Annotated in this window: 20 protein-coding genes; 4 read left to right on the forward strand and 16 right to left on the reverse strand. The window is 65.7% G+C overall.

Annotated elements, in window-relative coordinates:
* The first annotated feature begins 216 nt into the window (after positions 1-216).
* The 4 genes from PHI64_RS16045 to PHI64_RS16060 all read left to right on the forward strand — a co-directional run bounded on the left by PHI64_RS16045 (position 217) and on the right by PHI64_RS16060 (position 5622).
* Positions 217-1203, forward strand: coding sequence for an integron integrase (locus PHI64_RS16045; protein ID WP_299884687.1), 987 nt, complete (start codon positions 217-219; stop codon positions 1201-1203).
* Between the two features lie 226 nt (positions 1204-1429).
* Positions 1430-2692, forward strand: a complete 1263-nt coding sequence (locus PHI64_RS16050) for a diguanylate cyclase (RefSeq protein WP_299884689.1) — start codon at positions 1430-1432, stop codon at positions 2690-2692.
* Between the two features lie 18 nt (positions 2693-2710).
* Positions 2711-3229 (forward strand): YfiR family protein, encoded by a 519-nt coding sequence (locus tag PHI64_RS16055; RefSeq protein ID WP_299884794.1) that lies wholly within the window; start codon positions 2711-2713, stop codon positions 3227-3229.
* Positions 3226-5622 (forward strand): TonB-dependent receptor, encoded by a 2397-nt coding sequence (locus tag PHI64_RS16060; protein ID WP_299884692.1) that lies wholly within the window; start codon positions 3226-3228, stop codon positions 5620-5622. Before PHI64_RS16055 ends, PHI64_RS16060 begins: the two co-directional genes overlap by 4 nt.
* Before the next feature lie 24 nt (positions 5623-5646).
* On the opposite strand, the gene PHI64_RS16065 is transcribed toward PHI64_RS16060, so the two are convergent.
* The 16 genes from PHI64_RS16065 to PHI64_RS16140 all read right to left on the reverse strand — a co-directional run bounded on the left by PHI64_RS16065 (position 5647) and on the right by PHI64_RS16140 (position 20309).
* The gene (locus PHI64_RS16065; RefSeq protein ID WP_299884694.1) at positions 5647-5850 is read right to left on the reverse strand and encodes a hypothetical protein; all 204 of its coding nucleotides are present in this window, start codon (positions 5848-5850) and stop codon (positions 5647-5649) included.
* Between the two features lie 7 nt (positions 5851-5857).
* Positions 5858-6250, reverse strand: a complete 393-nt coding sequence (locus PHI64_RS16070) for a VOC family protein (protein WP_299884697.1) — start codon at positions 6248-6250, stop codon at positions 5858-5860.
* A 5-nt stretch (positions 6251-6255) separates the two neighbouring features.
* Entirely contained in the window at positions 6256-6576 is a 321-nt protein-coding gene (locus tag PHI64_RS16075) for an antibiotic biosynthesis monooxygenase (protein WP_299884700.1), read from the reverse strand.
* Positions 6577-6640: 64 nt separating this feature from the next.
* Positions 6641-7219 carry a YfbM family protein gene (locus tag PHI64_RS16080; RefSeq protein WP_299884702.1) on the reverse strand — a complete coding sequence of 193 codons (579 nt, stop codon included), beginning with the start codon at positions 7217-7219 and terminating at the stop codon, positions 6641-6643.
* Positions 7220-7650: 431 nt separating this feature from the next.
* Positions 7651-7884 (reverse strand): hypothetical protein, encoded by a 234-nt coding sequence (locus PHI64_RS16085; RefSeq protein ID WP_299884705.1) that lies wholly within the window; start codon positions 7882-7884, stop codon positions 7651-7653.
* A gap of 260 nt (positions 7885-8144) precedes the next feature.
* The gene (locus PHI64_RS16090; protein ID WP_299884708.1) at positions 8145-9395 is read right to left on the reverse strand and encodes a nucleoside recognition domain-containing protein; all 1251 of its coding nucleotides are present in this window, start codon (positions 9393-9395) and stop codon (positions 8145-8147) included.
* Positions 9396-9460: 65 nt separating this feature from the next.
* Positions 9461-10162, reverse strand: coding sequence for a L,D-transpeptidase family protein (locus PHI64_RS16095; RefSeq protein ID WP_299884711.1), 702 nt, complete (start codon positions 10160-10162; stop codon positions 9461-9463).
* Positions 10129-11013, reverse strand: a complete 885-nt coding sequence (gene modD, locus PHI64_RS16100; protein ID WP_299884714.1) for a ModD protein — start codon at positions 11011-11013, stop codon at positions 10129-10131. The genes PHI64_RS16095 and modD overlap by 34 nt, the downstream gene beginning before the upstream one ends.
* Positions 11014-11102: 89 nt before the next feature.
* Positions 11103-12842 (reverse strand): bifunctional protein-serine/threonine kinase/phosphatase, encoded by a 1740-nt coding sequence (locus PHI64_RS16105; protein WP_299884716.1) that lies wholly within the window; start codon positions 12840-12842, stop codon positions 11103-11105.
* Between the two features lie 26 nt (positions 12843-12868).
* Positions 12869-13681, reverse strand: a complete 813-nt coding sequence (locus tag PHI64_RS16110; RefSeq protein WP_299884719.1) for a formate/nitrite transporter family protein — start codon at positions 13679-13681, stop codon at positions 12869-12871.
* 162 nt (positions 13682-13843) lie between these two features.
* On the reverse strand, positions 13844-14182 hold the full coding sequence (nirD, locus tag PHI64_RS16115; RefSeq protein ID WP_299884722.1) for a nitrite reductase small subunit NirD: 339 nt from the start codon (positions 14180-14182) through the stop codon (positions 13844-13846).
* Between the two features lie 10 nt (positions 14183-14192).
* Complete coding sequence (gene nirB / locus PHI64_RS16120; RefSeq protein WP_299884724.1) at positions 14193-16727, reverse strand: nitrite reductase large subunit NirB; 2535 nt, start codon at positions 16725-16727, stop codon at positions 14193-14195.
* Between the two features lie 736 nt (positions 16728-17463).
* The gene (locus PHI64_RS16125; protein WP_299884727.1) at positions 17464-18693 is read right to left on the reverse strand and encodes a hypothetical protein; all 1230 of its coding nucleotides are present in this window, start codon (positions 18691-18693) and stop codon (positions 17464-17466) included.
* Positions 18694-18738: 45 nt separating this feature from the next.
* Positions 18739-19509: a hypothetical protein gene (locus tag PHI64_RS16130; protein ID WP_299884728.1), complete on the reverse strand. Its 771-nt coding sequence runs from the start codon at positions 19507-19509 to the stop codon at positions 18739-18741.
* Positions 19510-19521: 12 nt separating this feature from the next.
* The gene (locus PHI64_RS16135; protein ID WP_299884730.1) at positions 19522-20034 is read right to left on the reverse strand and encodes a hypothetical protein; all 513 of its coding nucleotides are present in this window, start codon (positions 20032-20034) and stop codon (positions 19522-19524) included.
* Positions 20031-20309 (reverse strand): DnaJ domain-containing protein, encoded by a 279-nt coding sequence (locus PHI64_RS16140; protein WP_299884732.1) that lies wholly within the window; start codon positions 20307-20309, stop codon positions 20031-20033. The genes PHI64_RS16135 and PHI64_RS16140 overlap by 4 nt, the downstream gene beginning before the upstream one ends.
* Positions 20310-20410: the final 101 nt, after the last annotated feature.

The raw sequence follows: 20410 nt of genomic DNA on the forward strand, positions 1-20410 counted from the left end.
GGTTTTAGGATCGATCAAGCGGCGAAGTTTGCTGGGAAAACTGCTCGAAAGACGGTGCTCGCCAAGCACGATGGAAATCCCAAATGCCTTGCGCACCGGCCACCGCGTCAGCGGTTTAGTTCAACGTCCAGTATACACCGCACGCGGTGTATACTCATTGTCATAAAGGTGTATAACGTAATGATTCATATTTCAAGTATTTGATTTTATTGAATCATGAGTAAATATCTATCCGGCGATGCCCCCCAGCCACCCAAGTTGCTTGACCAGCTCCGGGACCGCTTGCGTCTCAAGCACTACAGCATACGGACGGAGGTGCAGTATGTCCAATGGGCAAGGCGGTTCATTCTTTTTCATGACAAACGACATCCCCGGGAGATGGGGGTGGCTGAGGTGGAGGCGTTTCTGACGGACTTGGCCGTGTCGGGCAAGGTTGCTGCTACGCAAAATCAGGCCCTGTCGGCACTATTGTTTCTGTATCGGGAAGTCCTTGAAATGGACCTGCCCTGGCTCGACAAGGTGGTTCGGGCCAAACGCCCTGCGCGTCTGCCCGTGGTGCTTACGCGCGGCGAGGTCAATGCCGTGTTGGCCCGGATGGAAGGCACGCACGGGCTGATGGCGCAGATGCTGTACGGCACGGGTATGCGCTTGATGGAGTGCGTGCGTCTGCGGGTCAAGGATGTGGAGTTCGAGCGCGCCGAGATTGTGGTGCGGGATGGCAAGGGCGCCAAGGATCGCGTCACGATGCTGCCGCAGAGCGTGATTGTGCCTTTGCGCGCGCATCTGGCGCATCGCCGGGTGGTGTATGAGGATGATCTGCGCCGGGGCAAGGCCTCGGTTTATCTTCCTGATGCGTTGGAGCGCAAGTATCCGAATGCAGCTTCGGAATGGGGTTGGCAGTACGTCTTTGTGGCGGGGAGCTACTCTGTCGATCCGCGCAGCGGCGCCGAGCGGCGGCATCACATGGACGAGAAGTTGCTGCAGCGGGCGATGAAGAAGGCGGTGCAGGCCGCTGGGTTGGCAAAGCCGGCAACACCGCATACCTTGCGCCACTCTTTTGCGACCCACCTGCTGCAGGGGGGCTACGACATCCGCACCGTGCAGGAACTGTTGGGCCACGCGGATGTGGCCACCACGATGATTTATACCCATGTCCTCAACAGGGGCGGGCGCGGGGTGGTGTCGCCCCTTGACGCGGTCTGAGCCCCTGTCCCTTCCCTTGTCCCTGCAACCCCCACCCCACGATAGACACCCCCGCCTGCAACAGGCAGGATCACGCCCGCGCTTGGGGTAACATCTCCCGGGCGGCCTTGAGGCTGCGCGCTGCAGACACGCCGGGCCTAGGCCCGAACACAACAATAAACAAGAACAGCCCTGCGGGTGCTCTCGGCCCCCGATGATCCACGCAGGCGCATGACTGGCAGAGCAGATGTTTGACAGGATCTCGATTCGCTACAAGCTGATTGTCCTGCTTGGCCTGAGCGCGGCGCTGGCCTTGCTGATCTCGTCGGCGATCACGATCTATTCAACTTACCTGAGCGAGTCCCGGGCGTCGTTGCGTGTGCTGCATCAGCTTACCGACGTGATCAGTGAAAACATGCGGGCGGCGCTGGCCTTTGGCGATGCGGGTAGTGCCAACACCATGCTGGCCTCTCTGCGGGCTGATCCACACGTTTTGCTGGCGGTGGTCAACGATGAGTCGGGGCGGCCGCTGGCCGAGTATCGGGCGGCCCGGCTGTCCGGGGCGCTGGTGTCGCGCTTGCAGGCCGGTGTGCAGGCGAGGATTCTGGGCAGTGCCGATGCGTTGGGGCGGGTTGATGGCTTTGTGGAGCACATCGACAACGATCTCATGGGGGTGCTGCGCCCGGTGTTCTTTGAGGGGGCGCCCATCGGGGTGCTGGCGGTGGTGTCCGACACCGGGGTGATGTGGGCCAGGATTCGCGAGCTGGTGCTGCTGCAGGTCGTCACGTCGGTGCTCACGCTGGTGCTGCTGCTGTTTTTGTCGGTCAAGCTGCAGTCCTTGTTTACCCGCCCGATCATGAAGCTGGTGGGGGCCATGCAGGATGTTGCCCGCACCAAGAATTACCGTGCCGATCTCAAGGCCGATCGGCGGGATGAGTTCGGTACGCTTTACGCGGGTTTTCACGCGATGCTGGCCGACATCCGCGAGCGGGACGAGCGCCTCAGCCTGCTGGCCACTACCGATGCCCTGACCGGGCTCGCCAATCGCCGCCATGCCATGGAGACGCTGCAGACCATGCTGGCCCGGGCCCAGCGCAAGGGGGAGCCGCTGGGAATCATCATGCTCGACATCGATGCCTTCAAGGCGGTGAATGACCGCTATGGCCACCCCGTGGGCGACCGGGTGATCCAGGACGTGGCCCGGGTGCTCCAGGCCAATGCCCGGGATTACGATCTGGTGGCGCGGCTGGGGGGGGAGGAGTTTCTGGTGGTCTGTGATGGCGGGACGCCGGAGGCCACCGCGGCGATGGCGGAGCGCATCCGGGCGGGGGTTGAGGCCCGGGAGGTGCGCGATACGGCGGAGGCGTCGTTTCATGTCACCGTGAGCCTGGGGGTGCATTCGGCGGTGCCCCAGTCTGCCCAGGACGATATTGAAAAAATGATCCGCGCGGCCGATAAGGCCCTGTACCGCGCCAAGGAGGCCGGTCGCAACCGTTACGTGGTGGGCTGAGGGGAGAGCGGGGTGAGGATGTTTCCGGGGTTGTTGGGCCTGATGTTGCTGCTGCAGGCGCCGTGGGCATGGGCGGGCGACGAGGAGCGCAAGCTCGAGGCGGTGTTCATCGGACGTTTTGCGAGCTACATCGAGTGGCCGGCCAAACCCCGGGACCGCTTCGTGATCACCCTGCTCGACGACAACCCCTTCGGCAGCCTGCTGGATGATCTGTACCGGGACAAGCGCATCCACAACAAGCCCATCGAGCTGCGCTACGCCACCCGGCTGGAGCAGGTGGGCGAGACGGACGCCCTGTTCATCACCCTGGCCAGCTCGGCCGCCCGGGCTGCCGCCATCGACCACGCCCAGCGCAACGGCATCCTGACCATCAGCGAGGCCAAGGGCTTTGCCGAGAGTGGCGGCATCATCCAGCTGGATTTTGTCGAGCAGAAGGCGCGCATCAAGATCAACCACGCGGCGGCCCTCAAGTCGGGCCTGCGCATCGGTGCGCCCCTGCTGACCATTGCCACCGTTCTGCGGGGGGACAAGCCATGAGTGCCCCCCATCGCGTCGTGCTGTGTGTTGCCCTGGCGGGGGCTGGCACGGCCCTGGCCGCCGACAAGGCGGTTCAGGAAACCAACGACTATTACCGCCGCCCGCTCGACCAGTTGCTGCAGGTGGAAACCCAGGCCAAGGCCGCGGTCGGCTCCCGTGGAGGCGCCCGGGATGCGCTGGATGCCGAGGTGCCCATCGACATCATCACCGCGGCCCAGCTCCAGTCCACCGGCCAGCCCGACCTGCAGCGCGCCCTGGCCATGCTGGTGCCGGGCTTCAACGCTCCGCGCCCCAGCATCACCGACGGCACCGACCACGCGCCGCCCTTCACCCTGCGCGGCCTCAGCCCTGATCAGGTGCTGGTACTGGTCAATGGCAAGCGGCTGCATCAGAGTTCGCTGCTGCATAACAACGGCACGGTGGGGCGGGGCAGTTCGGGGGTGGATCTGGCCACCATCCCCCTGCGCGCCATCGAGCGGGTGGAGGTGCTGCGTGACGGCGCGGCGGCCCAGTATGGTTCCGACGCCATCGCCGGCATCATCAACATCATCCTCAAGGGCTACGGCCAGCGCAGCCAGGCCACGGTGACTTACGGGCGAACGGGAGAGGGCGACGGCATCACCCGGCAGGGCACCCTGTTTCACACGCTGCCGCTGGCGGGGGATGGTTTCGTCAATCTCACTGCCGAATGGCGCGATCGGGGCGCCACCAACCGGGCCGGGCCGGACGTCAACGACGGAGGCCGCATCAACACCCACTTTGGCGATGCCGACACCCAGGACGGCCTCTTCGCCCTTAATGCCGAGCTGCCCCGGGGCGACGCCACCTTGTATCTGCATGGCCTGTATGACCGGCGCCGCAGCAGTGCCGGCGCCTTCTACCGCACGGCTGGCGACGACCGCAACATTGCGGCGCTCTACCCGGACGGTTTCCTTCCGCGCATCGAACCGAAGATTCTGGACTTTTCCGCCACGGCGGGTGTGCGCGGTGTGCTCGATGACGGCGCCCGCTGGGACATCAGCTACACCCACGGGCACAACGACTACCACTTCTACGTCAATAACTCCCTCAACACCTCCCTCGGCCTGGCCACGCCCACGTCCTTCGACAGCGGCGCCACCCGCAACACTCAGCAGATCCTCAACGCGGATTTCAGCAAGAAGATCGGGCGCCACACCGTGGCCGGCGGCTACGAGTTCCGCCAGGAGCACTACCGCATTTTCAAGGGTGATGCGGCTTCATACATGCTGGGCTCCGCTGATAACTTTGCCTATGGAGCCCAGGGTTTTCCTGGCTTCAGCCCCGAAAACGCCGTGTCGGCCAAGCGTCAGGCCCACTCTCTGTATGGCGACCTGAAATACGGCGTCACGGAGCGCCTGATCCTGGATGCAGCCACCCGTGCTGAGCATTACAGCGACTTTGGTTCGACCCTCAACGGCAAGCTGGCCCTGCGCTACCGCGCCACCGACGATCTGCTCTTCCGCAGCAGCGTGAGCACCGGCTTCCGGGCGCCGTCCCTGTCCCAGAGTCATTTTTCGTACACCGGCACCTACCGCAACAGCAACGACGCCGCAGCACAGTTCTGGGGCAATTTCGCGGTCGATCACCCGGTGGCACGGGCCCTGGGCGCCACCGATCTCAAGCCCGAAAAGTCGCGCCACCTGACCCTGGGCATGGTCTTCCAGCCTTCGTCCCAGCTCACCGCCAGCGCTGACGTGTTCGTCACCGACATCCACGACCGCATCCTGCCCACTGGCTATATCTCGGCCTACAGCCTGTCGTCCCTCAGCCCCCAGGCCGCCGCCGTGCTGGCCCAGAACAACATCGACGGCGCCGTGTACTTCACCAACGCCATTGGTACCCGCACCCGGGGCCTCGACCTGCGTCTGGACTACAGCCGCCAACTGGAAAACAGCGCCCGGCTCAAGCTGGTGGCCGCCTACCAGCGCAGCCGCACCCGCATCACCGAGGTCAACCAGGCGCCCGAGGTGCTGGGTGTCAACATGACCGACCTGATCCTCGACCCCTTCACCCGGGTGCTGATCGAAGGCAGCCAACCCGCCGACGCCATCAAGCTGTGGTCACGATACAGCCAGGGCATTTACGACCTGGTGCTCAATCTCAACCGCTTCGGCAAGTTCTATAGCGTCAGTGCCTACGACCGGGTGGCCTTCTCGGCCAAATGGACCCTCGACGCCGAGCTGTGCCTGCGCCTTGCCAAGGACGTGAGCCTGGCCCTGGGCGCCGTCAACCTCTTCGACGCCCGACCCGACAAATGGGGCCGGACCGACGACAGCCTCGTGGGGGCGGGCAAGGTGATCCAGTACTCCCAGTACGCGCCCTTCGGCTACAACGGCGCGTATTACTACCTGCGGCTGGGAGTGAGCTTCTAGAAGCAGAAGGAGGCTCGCGGATCTCTATGCCGCCGCCTTGCGGCAACCCGCATCCCGGAACGGGCCACGCAGTCGGATCCAGCCTTCACCTGGCGATGTCTGGGCGCACATCAGCCGGCCGGAGAGCTTGCTCTGCCATAGATGCCAAAGGGCAGGCTCGGCGCTGGCAGGTGGGCTGATGAGGAGGCCCGCGAGCAGGCAGGTCAGAACAGTCTTGACGGGCAGCATGGCCCGCTCAGCCCCCGACGGCCGTGCACAATTCCACCAGCAACCCGTCCGGGCAGCGCACATAGGACACCGTCTGCCCCCAGGGCTTCTGCACCGGGGGCGCCATCTCCCGGGCACCGGCGGCCAGGGCGCGGGCATGGGCCTGTGCTACGTCGTCGGTGACAAGGCCGATCTCGAAACCCAGGGGCTGGGCCGAGGTGTCCGCATGCACATGGCCGCCTGAGAAGTTCATGTCGCCGAGCGCGTGGGCAGCGAAGGACAGCGTCGTGTCGCCGGTTTCCAGCTCGCCGTAAGTGCCGCTCTCGTGCAGAAATCTGCGCCTCATGCCAAAGGCCGCCTCGCAGAAGGCCAGGGAGGCGGGCACGTCGGGCACGTAAATGATGGTGTAGGCGAGTTTCACGGGCATCACCTCAGGAACGACAGTTGGGGAAGCTTCGCGTCGCCGTAGGTCTTGATGACCTGGGAGATCACCACCTGGTATCCCGCCAGCCAGTTCTCCTGGCGCCCCTTGGCCTCCAGGTGTGTCGGGTGCTGGATGAGCGCCTGCAGTGCCTCCAGGCTGTCCCAGTAATACACGTTGGAGATGAGCCCGGTGCTCGGGTTCTCCCAGGTTTCCTCACCCAGGTAGCCGGGGATGTCCTTGGCGGCCTGGGCGATGGCCTCGTCCAGGCGATAAAAATCTTCGTCGTATTCCTTCTTGGCGAAGATGAAAGTTGATGAGTACATGGCGATGGGCTCGGAAGGGAGTTGAGTGATTGCGCGGATGTTATCGCGTCGAGCCCGCCGGCAGTCAGTAGATGGAAATGAGGGTCGCATTGCCCGCCTGGCTTGCGGTTTCGTAAAAGGCCCGCAGTTCCGCGAGCACGCGCCAGAGATCGTCCAGTTGTTGCCTTTGCTCCTGCGTATCGGTCGAAGGGCGCCAGTAGATCTCGGCGGCTTCGATGGCTTCGGGGATGTAGGCGGCCTCCAGCATCTGCAAGGAGACCGAGCCCAGAAACGCGGTGATCTCCCGGGTGTGAGCGGGGTTGAACAGCCGGGCCGCGCCATAGCCAAGATCGGGGCCCACCTCGACGCCGCCAGACATCAGGAAGGCCAAGGGCCAGGGGCCCTCTGCGTTACCGCCCGAGAGCAGAAAATGCAGGATGTGCCAGGTCTGCTCCAGTTCAAAGGTGTTGGCGGCGGAAACGGGTTCGAGCTTTCCGGAGACGGCGGCAGGGGGGGCGGCGGGCTTCCCGAAAAGACGCGAGAAAAACCCCCGCCTCGGGGCGGGCGCCTCAAGGCCAAGCAGATCGCCGACGGCGTCAGGAAGGCGCTTCAAGTGCTCGGCCTGCTCCGGCGTGATTCGATAGATGTTGCACAGCATGCTCATGGAGTGTTCTCCGTGGAGAGTGTCTTGGTTTGATGCTCATCCGGACCATCCGAGGTGCTTGAAATTGGGTGCGACAGAGGACTCATCTCTGGAACCACCAGCCTTTGCAGGTGCGCCAAAGAAAGGCGACTGCCAATCCTCCCGACCAGAAGATCCACCATAGTGCGACGGCATGGTTCCACCCCACTGGGGTCGGAACTGGCCACCCATCGGGTGAGCTTTGAAGGGTAGGTATGCCATGGCTCTCTATCGCTTCAAGGAACATGATGGTGATGAGAAAGAAAATAGCCCCAATTGGTGGAAGGAGTTGCGAGACGACAATCTGTAAGCCCATCAATACGGGTCCGGCGAAGACGATGAGAGCGAGACGTTGAATCGGGCTTGTTGAAGCGCAGCCCGATCTCAACGCACGGAGGTGCCTGCGCATATTTTCAATCCGTGACAATCGCATGGCGTTTGTAAGCCCCCTGTTCATCCAGCCAGATCAGCAGCCATTCGGAATCCAAGCCAAACACCGAATCGCGTTGCGGGCCGGTGGCGTATATCAGATCCCGCCCGGTGCTCTGAAAATAGGGCGTGTCCATCGACGGTCCCAGCATGCTCTCGATCTCGTCGCGGCTCTTGTTGAGGCTGATCCGAAAGGCAAGAGAGGTCATGGGTGCCATGATTTTCATATGCCAGCGGATTTAACGACACCTCACGGGCTATGACAAGTGTGGCGCCGGTGCCTGTGAGGAGGTCGAATCTCCATCCGGCAGGTCAGAGGGGACAGAAAATGCAGGTGATCAACGGCCTGTGCGGCAGCAGCTTTCCCGTGGAGTCGAATTAATTCGACCCCACGGGAAAGGCCATGGCGCCCAAGGTGGCAGACGACTTCAAACTGAGGAAAGTAGGGTGAATTCGACCCCATGGAGGCCTTAGCCGCTCACCCACCGTGGTAGAACAGATACCCCACGCCGATGGCACCGACCAGGCCGACCAAGTCGGCGATCAGGCCGCAGGCGACGGCGTGGCGCATGCGGGTGATGTTGACGCTGCCGAAGTACACCGCGAGCACGTAGAAGGTGGTTTCGGTGGAGCCCTGGATGATGGCGGCGAGGCGGCCGGGGAAGGAGTCGACGCCGTGGGTGGTCATGACGTCCACCATCAGGCCGCGGGCGCCGCTGCCGCTGAGGGTCTTCATGAGGCCGACGGGGAGGGCGGGGACGAAGTCTGCGTTGAGGCCGAGGGCCAGCACGACGCTGCGGATGCCGTCGATGAGGTAGTCCATGCAGCCGCTGTTGCGGAACAGGGAGATGGCGGCAAGCATGGCGATGAGGTAGGGGATGATCTGCACCGCGACGCCAAAGCCGTCGCGGGCGCCTTCGACGAAGGCTTCATACACGTCCACGCCGCGCCAGGCGGCCACGCCGACGAAGAGGACGATGAGGGACAGGATGGTGCCGCTGCCCAGCAGGCCGATGGTCTGGGCCATCTGCTCGGGGGGCAGAGGGGCGAGCCAGGCGTAGAGGGCGCCCATCAAGGCGGCAAAACCGGCAAATACGGCGAGAACCGGGGCGCACAGCAGGTTGATGCGCTGCCAGGCGGCCACGGCGATGAGCCCGGCGGTGAAGGAGATGAAGGTGCTCAGCAGGGTGGGCAGGAAGATGTCCGCCGCGTTGAAGTGGGTGAGCCCCTGCTGTACCGCCATGCTCTGGCGGATGGCGATGACCGAGGTGGGGATGAGGGTGATGCCCGCGGTGTTGAGCACCAGGAACATGATCATCGGGTTGCTGGCGGTGTCCTTGTGCGGGTTGAGCTCCTGCAGTTCGCGCATGGCCTTCAGGCCCAGGGGCGTGGCAGCGTTGTCGAGGCCGAGCATGTTGGCGGAGACGTTCATCACGATGCTGCCGCTGGCGGGGTGGCCGGTGGGGATGTCGGGGAAGACGCGCCGGAAAAACGGGGCCACCAGGCGGCCGAAGAGCTGGATGAGGCCGCCCTTTTCACCGATCTTCATGATGCCCAGCCACAGGCTCATGATGCCGACCAGGCCGATGGCAATGTCGAAGCCGGTTTTGGCGGTGTCGAAGAGGCCGCTGAGCAGGCGCCCGAAGACGCTCATGTCGCCCTGCAGGGTTTGCACGAGGGCGGCGAGGAATCCGACCAGAACGAAGGCGACCCAGATGCGGTTGAGCACGGTGCGGGGGGCCGGCGGCCCTAGGCGGTAAAGCTCGGCAGTCTAGCCGCCGCGGGCGGGGGCTGTCACCGCCGGGGCAGATCCCAGGCGGCCTGGAGGGCGGCGTAGTCCGGCTCCGCTAACTGGGCCAGTACGGGCTGGCGGGCGGGGTCGAGCCAGCGGGCGAGCCGGGTCATGGGGGCAAGGCCCATGGCGGTGCAGCCGGCGGTGGGGGTGGTGGGGCTCTCCCACACATGCAGGAAGATGCACGAGCCAGCACCCGGCAGGGGCGGGTGGCTGTTGTGGGCCACCACGGCGCCCAGGGTGTAGCGGGCATCACGGCGCAGCATGTCCTCGCAGGATGTCCAGTCCCGGGGTGTGCTGCGGGCGTCGACCAGGCGGTTGTAATGGCGTGAGGCGGGGTCGTCCACGCATTTCAGGTCAGGGTGGGTGGCGTGATAGGGCAGGCGGTAGTCCCCTGCCGGGGCGGCCCCGAACAGGGCGGTGATGGCAAACACGCCTGCGGGCGCCCGCCCGTCGCCCTCCTGCTTCTGTTGCCCCGGCTGGGCGGGATGCAGCCCCCGGCCCCAGGCCAGGCCGCTGCGGCCGAGGGTGACGGGGATGAGCTCACCCACCGGCTGCCATGCGCCGCCCGGCGGCCGTTCGAAGGGCTGCAAGTGCCCCGTGGTGGCGTCGGCATGCCCGGCCAGGCAGAGCAGGAGCTGGGTGTTGTGGCGGGCTGGCATGGTGCGGCTCAGCTGAGGGCGGGTGTGAGGGGTGGTGGGCATGGGGGGATCGCCTCCATCGTCACCGCCACATCCCGTGGTGCGCCCTGGTAGGGGGCGCTGCTCACCAGGATCTGCGCCCCGGTTGCGGCATAGGCTTGTGCATTGTCCGGGGTCACTCCGCCGGCGACGGCGATCTGGCAGCGCCCGGTGCCGGCCCGGGTGACCACTTGTCTGATGATCTCCGGTGCGCATTTTTCCAGCTGGATGACGTCGGCGCCGGCATGCATCCAGCGGGCCGCCTCGTCGGCACTGGCTACTTCCACGACCACCTGGCGCTCGGGCCAGGCCTGTTTCAGGCGGGCGATGAGCTGGGCCGGCTGCAGATCGCCGAGAAAGGCGCGGTGCTCGGCAAACACCAGCAGGGTGTCGGAGATGCTTAGACGATGGGGGGCCGCCCCGCCGCAGAGGATGGCCTTGACGGAGAGGGATTTGCTGCCAGGGTGGTGCTTGCGGGTGCAGGCTACGCGCACCAGGGGGTTGCCCCGGCGGGCGGCGGCCAGCAGTTCGGCGGTCGCGCTGGCGATGCCGCCGGCGTACTCCATCAGGGTCTGGGCAGGCTTCCACACCCGGTGCAGGTCGGCCGCGCGGCCGGTGAAGCTCAGGAGCGGGGTGCCGGGCTCTACCACCGTGCCGCTGGGCACCACCTCGCCCTTGATCTCCAGGCCACGCAACACACCCATGCGTGCGGCCTCTTCGCTGCCGCACACCACCTGGGCGTGGCGGGCGTGGAAGTGCATGCGGCCGGGGAGCGTGCTGATGCCGAGCCCCCACGAGGTGGCGTCGCCCCAGGGGGCGTCGTCGGTCAGCAGGGCGTCGAGCTCGATGTCGGTGAGAGTGTAGGGGTTGGGCATGGACCTTGGGGGCGGACGCGGACGCCCTTCAGCATAGCCAGACGGGAAATCCGTGAAAAGCCGGATGTGTTGCGCACGTCTGGGGGGCTTCAGTGCGTCAGGATGCGCAGCGCCAGCAGGGCGATGACCGCGAGGCCCAGGAGCGCGGTGGTGGCTTTCCAGAACATCACCGGGTTGCGTTCGATGAGGGGCGGGTTGCTGCGCCGGGTGAATTCGCTGCCCGGGGCCTTGAGATCCTGGATGAACTCGGAGATCACCTCCTGACGCTTGGCTGGGCTGGGGTGCAGGGCCTTGGCGAGGACGGCGTCCACCCAGGCGGGGAGGTCGGGCCGGTGGTGGCGGGCGGGCACGTAGCGCAGGCGGCGCAGATCGTCGGGGCTGCGTACCCGGGGGGCGTCGAGGCCGTAGGGGAGCTGGCCGGTGAGGAGCTGATAGCTGAGGGTGGCCAGGGCGAAGAGCTCGCTGCGCGGGCTGCCGGCCGCGCCCAGCAGGACTTCCGGGGCGGTGTATTGCAGGCTGCCGGGCACGGCACAGGCCAGGGCATCCCGGTGGGTTTCGGCCAGGCCTTCCACGTGGGCGCTGGCCAGGTCGATGAGCTTGACCGTGCCCTGGGGGTCGATCATCACGTTCTCCGGGCGCAGATCCTGGTGGAGCATTTCGCGGCGGTGCAGGGCCTGCAGGCCCTGGGCGATCTGGGCGACGAGGCCGCGCACGCTGTCGAGGCCGGGCTGGGGGTTATCCACCCGCCACTGGGCCAGGGTCTGGCCCTCGATGAACTCCATGGCCACGAAGAGGTGGCTGCGGGGCCGGTCGCCGGGCCAGGCCTTGACCACATGGGGGTTGTCGATGCGCCGGGCGATCCACTCTTCAAGGACGAAGCGGTCGAGGTATTCCGGGTCTTGCTGCAGGTCCACCGAGGGGGTCTTGATGACCCAGGGCTGCCCGCTCTGCTCGTCAATGGCCAGGTGCAGGTGGCTGCGGGCGCTTACCTGCAGTTCGCGCAGGATGGTGAAGCCCTCGAAGCTCATGCGCGGGGCCAGGGTGGGCGGCAGGGCCAGCCCCTCGCGGCCGAGCTGGGGGTGGGGGGCATCGCGGGCGGGCAGGCTGTCGATGCGCAGGAGCTGCAGGGTGGCATCGTCGTCGGAACCTCGCGCCTGGGCCAGAGCCACCAGCGCGGCGGCGGCGGCATCCAGGTCGGCGGGGTGGGTGGCGAGGGCCTGCTGCACGTCGGCTGCCTGGAGCAGGGCGTAGGCCCCGTCGGTGGCCAGCAGATAGACCTCGCCGGCCTCGGCCTCCCAGCCCCGGTAGTCGATCTCCACGTAGGGCCCGGCGCCCAGGGCGCGGCCCAGATAGGACTCGGTGGACGACAGACCGACCCGGTGGTCGTCGCTGAGTTGTTCGAGGGCCTGGGGGTGGAGCCGGTAGATGCGCGAGTCACCCACATGCAGCAGGTGCAGCTCACGCCCCTTGAGGATCAGGGCGCTGAAGGTGCACACATAGCCCCGGTCCTTCTCGAAGCGGGCATCACTGCCCATGGTCTGGGCATGAAGCCAGGCGTTGGTGGCACTCAGCACGCGCTCGGCGGCGCGGCGTACCGACCAGGCTTCGGAGGTGGCGTAGTAGTCCTCGAGAAAGGAGCGGACGGCGGTCTGGCTGGCCAGCTGGCTGACCTGGCTGGTGCTGATGCCGTCGGCCAGGGCCAGGACGATGCCCTTGCCGGCGAGCTGGTGTCCGCGGGGCAGGCAGGCCCCGTGAAAATCCTGGTTGATGTGATCGTCGGCCGCCAGGGAAGCCTGGCCAAGGCTGACACGCAAGCCGGGGGCAGACATGCCGGGCTTCCTGGCGGCGGGGGCGATCAGGCGGCGCGACGCTTGGGGGCCGTCTTGTAGTGGGTGGAGTAGAGCGTGGCGCCGACGAAGGTCAGGCCGCCCACCAGGTTGCCCAGCACGGTGGGGATCTCGTTCCAGATCATGTAGTCCATAAAGGTGAAGTTGCCGCCCAGCATGAGGCCCGACGGGAACAGGTACATGTTGACGATGCTGTGCTCGAAACCCATGTAGAAGAACACCAGGATGGGCATCCACATGGCGATGACCTTGCCCGATACGCTGGTGGACATCATGGCGGCGACGACGCCGGTGGACACCATCCAGTTGCACATCACGGCCCGGATGAACAGGGTCAGCATGCCGCCGGCACCGTGGGCGGCGTAGCCCACCGTGCGGCCTTCGCCGATGTGGCCGATCTTCTGGCCGATGGCGTTGGGGGCCTCGGTGAAGCCATTGGTGAAAATGACAGCCATGAACACGGCCACGGTCAGGGCGCCGGCAAAGTTGCCGGTGAACACCAGGCCCCAGTTGCGCAGCACGCCGTTCCAGGTGGCGCCAGGGCGCTTGTCCATCACAGCCAGCGGAGCGAGGGTGAACACGCCGGTGAGCAGGTCGAAGCCCAGCAGGTAGAGCATGCAGAAGCCCACCGGAAAGAGCAGGGCGCCGATCAGCGGGTTGCCGGTGTTGACCGACACGCTGACCGCAAAGGCGGCGGCCAGGGCCAGGATGGCACCGGCCATGTAGGCCCGGATCAGGGTGTCGCGGGTGGACATGAGCAGCTTGGATTCACCTGCGTCCACCATTTTGGTGACGAACTCGGCGGGGGCGAGATAGGCCATGGGATTACCTTTTCAAAGTTGTTGAGGGGGCTGTGCAGGGGCGTGTTGGGGCGATGTAGGGGCGACTTCAGTCGTCCATCCCCACGTCATCCACGGGCAAGCCGTTCACCGGAGTCCGCGGGCGACTGAAATCGCCCCTGCACGCTCCCCTGACATGGGCGATCAGCCCAGGGCGACCTGCACGCGGCCGCCCTCGATGCGTACGCTGTGGGCTCGCACCGAGTATTCCGGGGTCTCAAGACAGGCGCCGGTGGCCAGATCAAAGTGGTTCTTGTAGAGCGGCGAGGCGACTACGATGTGCTCACCGAGGTTGCCGACCAGGCCCCGGGACAGGACGCTGGCACCGGACTTTGGGTCCACATTGTCGATGGCGTAGAAGCTGGCGTCGCCGATGCGGAACACCGCTACGTGGCGGTCCTCCACGAGGGCGCAGACGCCGGTGTTGGGCAGGATGTCGTCCACCGGGCACACGGTGGTCCAGGCGAGGGGGGCATTGCTCATGTCGGGCTCCTCAGGCGGGCGTGGCAAGGGTGTCGAGGTCGGCGGTGCGCTCTTCAGGGCGGGCGGGGCGGATCTGGCCGCGCTCTTCCACAAAGACGATGTGCTCGTCGGTCTTCTCGCTATTGACGAAGGAACGGAAGCGCTGGCGCACCTCCGGCGTGGTGACGGCGGTCTTCCATTCGCACTGGTAGGTGTCCACCACCCGCTGCATCTGGGCTTCCAGCTCGGCAGCCAGGCCCAGGCTGTCGTTCACCACCACGTCCTTCAGGTAGTCGAGGCCGCCTTCCAGGTTGTCGCGCCAGGTGCTGGTGCGCTGCAGGCGGTCGGCGGTGCGCACGTAGAACATCAGGAAGCGGTCCACCAACTGGACGAGTTGTTCCCGGGTCAGGTCGGCTGCCAGCAGCTCGGCGTGACGGGGCTTCATGCCGCCGTTGCCGCATACATACAGGTTCCAGCCCTTCTCGGTGGCGATGATGCCCACGTCCTTGCCCTGGGCTTCGGCGCACTCGCGGGTGCAGCCCGACACGCCGAACTTGATCTTGTGGGGGGCGCGCAGGCCCTTGTAGCGGTTTTCCAGATCGACCGCGAAGCCCACGCTGTCACCCACGCCGTAGCGGCACCAGGTGGAGCCGACGCAGCTCTTCACGGTGCGCAGGCTCTTGCCGTAGGCGTGGCCGGATTCGAAGCCGGCGGCGATCAGCTCTTCCCAGATGAAGGGCAGCTGCTCCACGCGGGCACCGAACAGGTCGACCCGCTGACCGCCGGTGACCTTGGTGTAGAGGCCGTATTTCTTGGCCACCTGGCCCACGGCGATGAGGCCGTCGGGGGTGACTTCGCCACCGGCCATGCGCGGCACCACCGAGTAGGTGCCGTCCTTCTGGATGTTGCCCAGGAAGTAGTCGTTGCTGTCCTGCAGGGCGGCCAGGTCTTTCTTGAGCACGAACTCGTTCCAGCACGAGGCGAAGATGCTGGCGGCGGCGGGCTTGCAGATGTCGCAGCCGAGGCCCTTGCCGTGCTTCTCCAGCAATTCGTCGAAGCTCTTGATCTCGCCCACCTTGATGAGGTGGAAGAGCTCCTGACGGGAGTAGGGGAAGTGTTCGCAGATGTGGTTGTTCACCGCCATGCCGCGCTTGGCCATCTCGGCCTTCATGACCTGGGTGACCAGGGGCACGCAGCCGCCGCAGGTGGCGCCGGCCTTGGTGCAGGCCTTCATGTCGCCGACGGTGGTGACACCTTCGCCCACGGCGGCGCAGATCTGGCCCTTGGTGACGTTGTTGCACGAGCAGATCTGGGCGCCGTCGGGCAGGGCATCCACACCCAGGCCGGGCTTGGCCTTGCCGTCGCTGGAGGGGAGGATCAGGAACTCGGGGTCTTCCGGTGGGGCGATGCCGTTGAGGGCCATCTGCAGCAGGGTGCCGTACTCGTCGGCGTTGCCCACCAGCACGGCGCCGAGCAGGCGCTTGCCGTCTTCGCTGACCACGATCTTCTTGTAGATCTGCTTGCGCTCGTCGGTGTAGCGGTAGCTGCGGCAGTTGGGGGTCTTGCTCTGGGCGTCGCCAATGCTGGCCACGTCCACACCCATCAGCTTGAGCTTGGTGCTCATGTCGGCGCCGGCAAAGCTGGCGTCGGTGTGGCCGGTGATGTGGCGGGCCACCACGCGGGCCATGTCGTAGCCGGGGGCGACCAGGCCGAAGAGCTGCTCCTTCCAGGCGGCGCACTCGCCGATGGCGTAGATGTCCGGGTCGCTGGTGCGCAGGTGGTCGTCCACCGCGATGCCGCCGCGGGGGCCGACTGCCAGGGCGTTCTGGCGGGCGAGCTCGTCCCGGGGGCGGATGCCCGCGGAGAACACGATCATGTCGGCCTCCAGATGGCTGCCGTCGTTGAAGACCATGCGATGACGGGCACGGGCGCCGTCGGTGATCTCCACCGTGTTGCGGCTGGTGTGCACGCGCACGCCCAGCTCTTCGATCTTGCTGCGCAGGATGCGCCCGCCGTCGTCGTCCACCTGCACCGTCATCAGGCGCGGGGCAAATTCGACCACATGGGTTTCGAGGCCCAGGTCGCGCAGCGCCTTGGCGCATTCCAGGCCGAGCAGGCCACCGCCCACCACCACGCCGCTTTGCGATCGGGCGCCGCATTCGGTCATGGCTTCCAGGTCTTCGATGGTGCGATAGACGAAGCAGTCGCTGCGGTCATTGCCCTTGACCGGCGGAACGAAGGGCGAGGAGCCGGTGGCCAGCACCAGCTTGTCGTAGCTCAGCACCTCGCCATCGGCGGTGGTGACCGTCTTGTGGCGCCGGTCGATGGCCGCAGCGCGGGTCTTCAGACGCAGGGAGAAACCGCTCTTGTCGAAGAAGCCGGGCTCCACCAGGGAGAGATCGTCGGCGCTCTTGCCGGCGAAGAATTCGGACAGATGCACCCGGTCGTAGGCGGCACGAGGCTCCTCGCACAGCACGGTGACTTCGGTGGGGACGGATGCCTGGAGGTGAAGTTCTTCGAGGAACTTGTGACCCACCATGCCATGACCAACAACAATGATTTTCATGATTAATCCTGCACGTCCTGGTCTCCCTGGGGACCGTGCGGGATGTCCGTGCCGGGCTCGGAGAATGAGCGGCGCAGACATCATGGCCCCCGCGAAACGCGGATCGAAATCGGGTTGGAACAACGAGGTGGCGGGTGCTTGCGCACGCGACTCGCTCGGGTTCCGCCGTCGTTGGCGGAGGCACTTAGGCCCGCGGCGGCACTGCCAGCGGGCAAGAAGGGGTTAGCAGGTATCGTGCCGGGTCGGGTTTTCGCTGAATCAGCGGGTTTCCGGGTGGGCGGGCACCCATCCTGGCCGGTCTAGGCGCCAAAATGGTGCGCTGCGGTGTCCACATTGGCGCATGGGGGATCCGCCCGGCCCGGCGGACGGGGCCGTGAGGAAGGGGGGATGAACCCGGGCGCCGCAGTTCGCGGAGTCGCCTGACAAGCTGGAGTCTGCGCCGCTACTCCTGTGGGGTCGAATTCATTCGACCGCAGTCCGCCAGATCATCGGCATGCCTTTGATCCGGGTCCGAGGTCGAATGAATTCGACCCCACGGGAGAGTCACCGGCCAATGTCACGCAAAACATCGGAAAGCCGGTCAGTAAGGCCTCACCGGTTCGCGCTCGAATGGAATAACCCCGCGACGTTGACGCAAGGCGTGTAAAGCGCTTCCCCCCGACAGCCAAGGCTCCCCTAGCCTGGCGGGCCCTCCAGCCAAGGGCCTGCGGGGGGGGGGGCGGTCCGGCAGGCCGCCTCAGCCGGCTTTCTTCTTCCAGCTGGCGCGGCAGGTTTCCTGCAGGTAGTTCATCACCAGGGTGGTGTCGTCGCTGTCGAGCTGCTGGCGGGCTTCGGGGCCGAGGTCGTCGTCCCACAGGCGGCGCACATCGGACTGGTATTCGAAAGGCACGACGTTCTCGATAAAGCGGGTGACGGCCGCGTCGTTGAAGCCGGATTCGCGGAAGTTGTCCCAGATCCGGGTGGCGTCGCGCTTGAGCAGGCTGCGGGTCGGTTCGAGGCCGGTGGCGATCATCAGCAGTACGCCGCACTGCACATCGGTGTGATCGCCCTGGTTGCCGGTGATGCGGGTCCACGCCTCGGCGCAGGCCTTGTCGTGGTGGGTGATCTCGCTGACCGAGCTGGTGTCGAAGAAGAACAGGCCGGAGAAGCGGTCCTGGTTACGGTAGATCTCGGTGGCCGGGATGTCGCGGATGATGGGCAGGACTTCGGCGACAAAGCGCTCGGTTTCCCGCGTCATCAGCCTGTGCACGGCCGGGGGCGCGTCTTCGAGCCAGATGTCGAGGGTTGGAAAGCTGGCACTGCGTTTCTTGCGGGCGGCTTCATGGAGCTTCATGAAGCGCTCGACGCTGAAGAAGCCGGCCGGCTTGCGTTCGGTGAGGAGGACCAGCAGCGCGCTGTTGATCACCGATTCGCAGAACACGTGCCACTCGTCGGCGTCGTCCCGCTCCACGCCGAGCTTGCCGGCGAGCCAGTAGGTGGCGTCGATGTAGTGCTGGTTGCGTTCTCGGCCGGCCTGTTCGGCCAGGTAGCGGGCGTAGGTGATGGGGGTTTCAGCGCTGCACTTGGCCAGGAAATCCTTTTCGCTCTCGCGGAAGATCTCCGGCGCGCCGAGGAGGCGCTCGGTGGGCAGGGTGTGCAGCTTGCGCAGGCGGTCGGCGCCGGCTTTGGACAGGGCCAGCAGGGTTTTGTCGCGAAGCAGGCGGCCGGCTACGTCGATCTTGCCGCCGGATTCGGCCTCCAGGGCCAGGCTCACCAGGGTCACCAGCCGGGTGCGGGCGGTTTCCAGTTCCGGGCGCAGGTTGGGGGTGCCGAAATAGGTGGCCAGCTGCACGATGCCCTTGGCGCCTTCGCGCCGCAGGGCGTCGAGCCGGGGGCCGTCCACCAGGCCTTCCTGGAGTGCGTGGCACAGCACCCGCTCGAAATAGGGGCGGGTGTCGACGGTGGTGAGTGCGTTATCAGCGAACATCGTGTGCGGGGCGCCGCGCCGCGGGGGCGCTGCGTGGTTTCCAGGTCAGATGGCGGATTCCTCGTCGTCCTCGTCGAGCTTCGGCACGCCGGGCTCGCCGGATTCGGGCAGGGGCATTTTGGCGGCTTCGGCGGCGCGGTGCAGGCGGTCCTGGATCTCGATGATGAGCAGCTCGAAGGTGTCGGAGAACTCGTGGCGCAGCACCCAGGCGGTTTCCATCCAGTCGGCGTCGGCCACTTCGGAGCGCGACATGCGCACCCGCACCATCTCGATGGCGTCGCCGATCTCCAGGCCCTGGTCGAGCTCGTCCACGCGCTCGGCGTCCCAGGTGATGGCGGATTTTGGGGCGAAGGCCTTTTCCAGGTCGATCTCGGCCTCGAAGACGCCGTGGTAGGCCAGGGCCAGCAGGGCGTCGTAGTGGTCGGTGAAGTAGTCGGCCAGCACACGGACGCCATCGTCGTGCTCCACAAGGCAGTCCAGTACCTCGGCGCAGGAGGCCGGGTTGCGGTGCATGACTGCGTTCATGGTGTTGCGCAGGCGCGGCACGTATTTTTCGATGGGCTCGCCGTACTGGCGTTCGAGCACGATGGCCTGAACGAACTGTTCCGGGCTGACCAGCAGGTTGACCACAGATTCCTTGCTGGCATCGAATTCGCGAATCACCGCCAGGACGTCCTTGGGGGCCATCTCGTCGAGGACTTCGACCAGGGCGTGATCGCCTTCCTGTTCGGCAACGACGACCAGGTGGGCTTCGGCCTGGGCGATCTCGCCGGCGAGGATGAGTTCGCGGGTTTCCTTGATGACTAGCTGGGTCATGAACAGTCTTTCTTAACGGTCAACGGCGTCGAAGCCCTGTTCGGACATCCACTCTTCGCCGGCTTCGCCGAGGTCGTCGGTGTGGTCTTCGTCTTCCTCGTCGCGGCTGCTCTCGGGGGCCGAGCGGGCGCTGAGGCCGCTGCCGAGCAGCCATTCGAGCACGGCAGTGGTGACGAGAAAGCTCTCGCCGCCGTCCTTGTCGAGACAGATGTTGATCAGGGGACGGGCCCACGGGGCGATGTCGAGACCGGCCTCAAGCTCGGCCCAGGAGGGGAAGCCGTCGTCGCCGGGTTCGCTGTTGGAGGCGGCGTAGAGGAGATTGCCGCCGCTGAAGCCGAAAGCGCCGTGAAAGGCCGGGGCAACCATCTCGGGGGCGGTGTCGATCATGCCGAGCAGGAAGGAGAATTCCTTGTGTTTGTCGCGCACGCGCTTGTTGAGCACATCCTTGCCTTCGGAGTCGGAACGCAGGTCGTCGATCTCGCTGGCGTAGCGCTCGAAAATGTCTTCAAAGTAAAACGAGGTCAAGAAATTACCTTTTCAATGTAGGAGGCCCACAGGGAGGTGGCTTCCTGCAGGGGATCGTCAATCAGGTTGCGCCGGCGCAGGGCGTCGTAATCGCGCCGCTTTGCGTCGTCGGAGAGGATGTCGTAGGCCGCCTGGATGTGACGGAAGCGGTCGGCGGCGCCCGGGTCGGGGTTGCGGTCCGGGTGGTACAGGCGGGCCGCCTTGCGGTAGGCCGTCTTGATGTCGTCGGCCGCGGCTGTTGGCGAAATGCCCAGGGTTTCGTAGGGGTCACGCATGGCGCTAAACGGGGAAGACGCCCGGGCAGATCAGGGGCGGGTCATGGGAAGCCCCTGATTATAAGGTAAAGGGCCCGGGCGTCGCCGGGTTACCCGGGCGG

It is taken from the genome of Zoogloea sp. (genome assembly GCF_028689785.1).
Taxonomy (GTDB): domain Bacteria; phylum Pseudomonadota; class Gammaproteobacteria; order Burkholderiales; family Rhodocyclaceae; genus Zoogloea.